The organism is Rhizobacter sp. P3_B12 (assembly GCF_056402895.1).
The window spans coordinates 1-3,590 of the sequence record NZ_JBFUGN010000644.1 but is presented as its reverse complement, the minus strand read 5'-3'; the positions used below and the strand labels follow the sequence as shown (position 1 = coordinate 3,590).

General features: G+C 61.2%; 3 protein-coding genes and 1 pseudogene. All 4 read right to left on the bottom strand.

Annotation, left to right across the window (positions count from 1 at the left end; translation table 11 throughout):
* Window positions 1–258 (bottom strand): annotated as a pseudogene (locus AC1D01_RS25345) (hypothetical protein); the annotation flags it as partial.
* A gap of 83 nt (window positions 259–341) precedes the next feature.
* Complete coding sequence (locus AC1D01_RS25340) at window positions 342–527, bottom strand: hypothetical protein (protein ID WP_477871281.1); 186 nt, start codon at window positions 525–527, stop codon at window positions 342–344.
* Between the two features lie 661 nt (window positions 528–1,188).
* Window positions 1,189–1,647 (bottom strand): SMI1/KNR4 family protein, encoded by a 459-nt coding sequence (locus AC1D01_RS25335; protein ID WP_477871279.1) that lies wholly within the window; start codon window positions 1,645–1,647, stop codon window positions 1,189–1,191.
* A partial coding sequence (locus AC1D01_RS25330) for an RHS repeat-associated core domain-containing protein (protein WP_477871277.1) occupies window positions 1,644–3,590 on the bottom strand: 1,947 nt, incomplete at its 5' end. The genes AC1D01_RS25335 and AC1D01_RS25330, both read right to left, overlap by 4 nt.

Below are 3,590 nucleotides of genomic sequence, written 5' to 3'. Positions count from 1 at the left end.
CGGCTGCGCCGTGCCGTCCGCGCTCAGATGCGTGAAGCTCACGATGCGGCTCGCCTCGTCGTAGCGCACATCCCGCAGCGCCTCGCCCAGCGGGTAGCGGATCTCCCGGCCCGCGAGGTCGAAGTAGCGCTCGTTCGCCTTCGTGCCGCTCGCCATCGCCCAGCCCCAGCGCTTGACCGTGCCGGCGAACGGCGTCCACTCGATCTGCGTGATCAACGGCGTGCCGCCCAGCGTGATGCAGGTGACCTCGCCGTCCACTCAGGTCAGGCGCAGTTGCCGGTCCGACAGGTATCCATCCAGCATGCGCGCGGCGCGCGGAAGCTGTAAGTGATCGGTGCCACTTAACGAGCCGCGTTGGCGTCTTCTTCATTGTGTAGATCGAAAACAGTTCCTACACCATATTTTTTATCCAAAATATCTTTCGCCGCGACTAAATTCTTCGCATACACAGAAACCCGCCCACCAGAATCGTTCGCTTTTCCAGTAAATATAATCGCCTTGTAAAGCCTATCCAAATCCTGATTCATTCAACACCTCGCCGGCAAGGCGCCAAACAAGCGCCGCTATCACAAAACCCACCAATGGTAGTTCCTTGCCCACGAAGCAAGTTTGTTATTTCAAGAAGCGCCATATCCGGGAAATTGAGAACCCGCACCCCTGAAACGCCACCAAAACGCATTACATCGGCGTCAAACAGATCCTTCGCGACCTGCGTAGCTCCGTTGGGGAGGCCATGGACGCCACTAATGATATTCACGTTGCCTTTGTACAAACCGCCTTGGACAAGGGCAGAGAAATCGTTTTGCGATATCTTTCCAGCTGCAGTTCAGACTTCTCCCCCGGCGGCATTGATTTCCGATGTAAACACACCCCCGTGGGCACTCAGCCCTCTAGGAATCCTACAGAAATCAGTGGCTCTAATAGCCTGGACTACTTTGGCACCAACGCTAAGCAACCCATCGCCAGCAGCGAATAGCATCACATCCTTATAGGTATTTATTAGCGCGTCTTGGTATTGTTTGAATTCGCCTCCAATATTCAGGTATCCCATGCCAGCTGTCTGCAGGCCGCGCGGATCGACATTAAGTAGCGGATTCCCGCCCACATACCCATACGTCGTCAGACTCCCAGCGGCCAGACCGATCGGATCACCCTGCGTGTTGCATTGGGTGTGCGAGACAGCCACACCTACCATTCATATTTCTGAGTTTCCAGGGTGTTCACCCAGTCCACGAGCTTGTAGTCGCGACGCACAAGCTCTTTAACGAACTCCAAGAAGCCCGTCGACATTGCCGCGAAGACCGGCTCGGATCGTGACAGGAAGAAGATGCGCCCGCTTGAGTCGAAGGCGTAGAAGTTGCCCAGGACGTCCTGGGCGAATCGAGCACTACCTTTCAGGTGACCACTCTCGATACTTGCAAGCCACTCCCTGCGGAAGCTCAACTCGTCATCAATGTCGCCATAGCCAACAGCAAGGAGCCAGCTGCGAAGATCATTGGGCAACGGAGTGCCAATTTCTTCTTCCAGTTTGCGCAGCCCCTCGGGGGAAGTGGCTGCGTGAGGTTTGAAGACTGGCTTTCTACGAAGCAAGCCCTTCCGACTTGCCGAGAGCACGGTCTTCGCAAGCTCGTCAACTTCTGAAGTCATTTGCTGCACTCGCAATCATTGGGGTCATTCATGGCCGCAGAAGCTCCCCCGTACAGTGCCCCACCAGGTGTGTAAGGCACGCGGTTGATCGCCCTTCGCCACGCAGGCCAAGTCGGGTATTTCCCGCCAATGCCCGCAGCAGTCGCGTCCATGAGGTCATGAAGATCAGGCCTCTTGCCAGTCGTCGGAATGTAATCTCCGTTGGCTCTGTTGCCGGTCCTGCTCCACCAGCTTCCTCGATTCCACTTCGCAGGAGTCGCAGAGTGCGAGAAGTTGCTCCAGTTATTCGGACTGGCCTGCCTCGCAAATGCTCGCGATCCACCTGCAAATCCCGTCGCGGTTGATGCAACAACGCCGGTGACCTCACCAGCCGTGTACCACTTCGAGCATCGATTGACATTGTTCAGGTCCAACAGGCTGCGCGCCTGCTTGCTCAGACCGAAGGTCACAACGTCACCGAAGCCACCACCGAAGTCAACCATCTCCTGAGATGGCGACCAGCCTCCTGTGCCGGTATAGATGGCACCCCACACGTCATCCATGCCGAACAGGCCATAGGGATCAACGTAGGTCAGCGGGTTGTTTTCGCCGTAGGTAAACGTGTTGATGCCCCCGTTCAGCCCGATGGGATCGCTTTGAGCGTACTGCCCGCCCGCCGCGTTGTAGTACCGGTGGTAGTTGTAGAACAGCCCACTCTCCTGGTCCGCATACTGCCCCGGGAAGCGCAGGTTCTGCGTAAAGACGCCCAGCCCGCCCGGGTTGGTCTCCGGCGCGCTCGTCCCGAAGGGCTCGGCCAGCCAGCGCCAGCGCACCCGGTTCTGCCGGTCCACCACCACGCGCGGCGTGTTCAGGTGATCGGTGTGGATGAAGTACACCAGCGGCTCGCCCGATGGGTTCGCCGGGTCGGGCGTGAACATCGCCATCGGCGTGTCGCGCAGCCACACGTATTCCCGCAACGGGGCGCCGTTCTGGTCGTACTCGCCCAGCAGGTGCCCCGCCCGGTCGTACACGAACACCACCGTGCTCTGCGGCCCCGTGCTGCTCACCTTGCGCACGCGCTGCCCCGCCGCGTTGTAGGTGTAGCGCGTCGTCACGCCGCCCTTGGTGATCGTCGCGAGCTGGCCACGCAGGTTGTACGTCGCGGTGTAGCCCGAGCCATCGGCCGCGCTGTCGCTGAGCGTGTTGCCGGCGTTGTCGAACACGAGGCTTCTGGCCGGGTTCGTGATGCTCGTCGTGCGGTTGCTGGTCGCCTCGACGCCGTACGTGCTCGGGCTGCCGTTCAGGCTCAGGCCGGTGCGGTTGCCGTTCGCGTCGTAGTTGATGGCCCAGCTCGCCGCGTTCGTCGTGATCCCCGTCAGCCGGCTGTTCTCGTCGTAGCCGAACGCCTGGTCCAGCGCCGGCTGCGCCGTGCCGTCCGCGCTCAGGTGCGTGAAGCTCACGATGCGGCTCGCCTCGTCGTAGCGCAGGTCTCGCAGCGCCTCGCCCAGCGGGTAGCGGATCGCCCGGCCCGCGAGGTCGAAGTGGCGCTCGTTCGACTTGGCTCCATCGGCCATGGCCCATTGCCAGCGCTTCACTGCCCCGGCGAACGGCGTCCACGCGATCTGCGTGATCAGCGGCGTGCCGCCCAACGTGATCTCGGTGACYTCACCGTCCACCCAGGTCAGSCCSAGCTGCCGGCTCGACGGGTAGCTGATGCCGCTCAGGTTGCCCAGCGTGTAGCCGTAGGCCACSGTGTGCGTCAGTTGCGCGACGTTGCTGCCGGTGCTGGCCTCGACGCGCTGCACGTCGCTGACCACCGCGCCCTGGTCGTCGTAGCCGTACTGCGCCGAGCCACCCGGGTAGCTGCTGCTSGTSAGCTTGCCCGCGCCGTAGCTGAAGCCCGCGCCGGTCTGGCTGTAGGCGAGGCTCACGGTCTCCGTCGGCTGCCCGCTCTTCGTGTACAC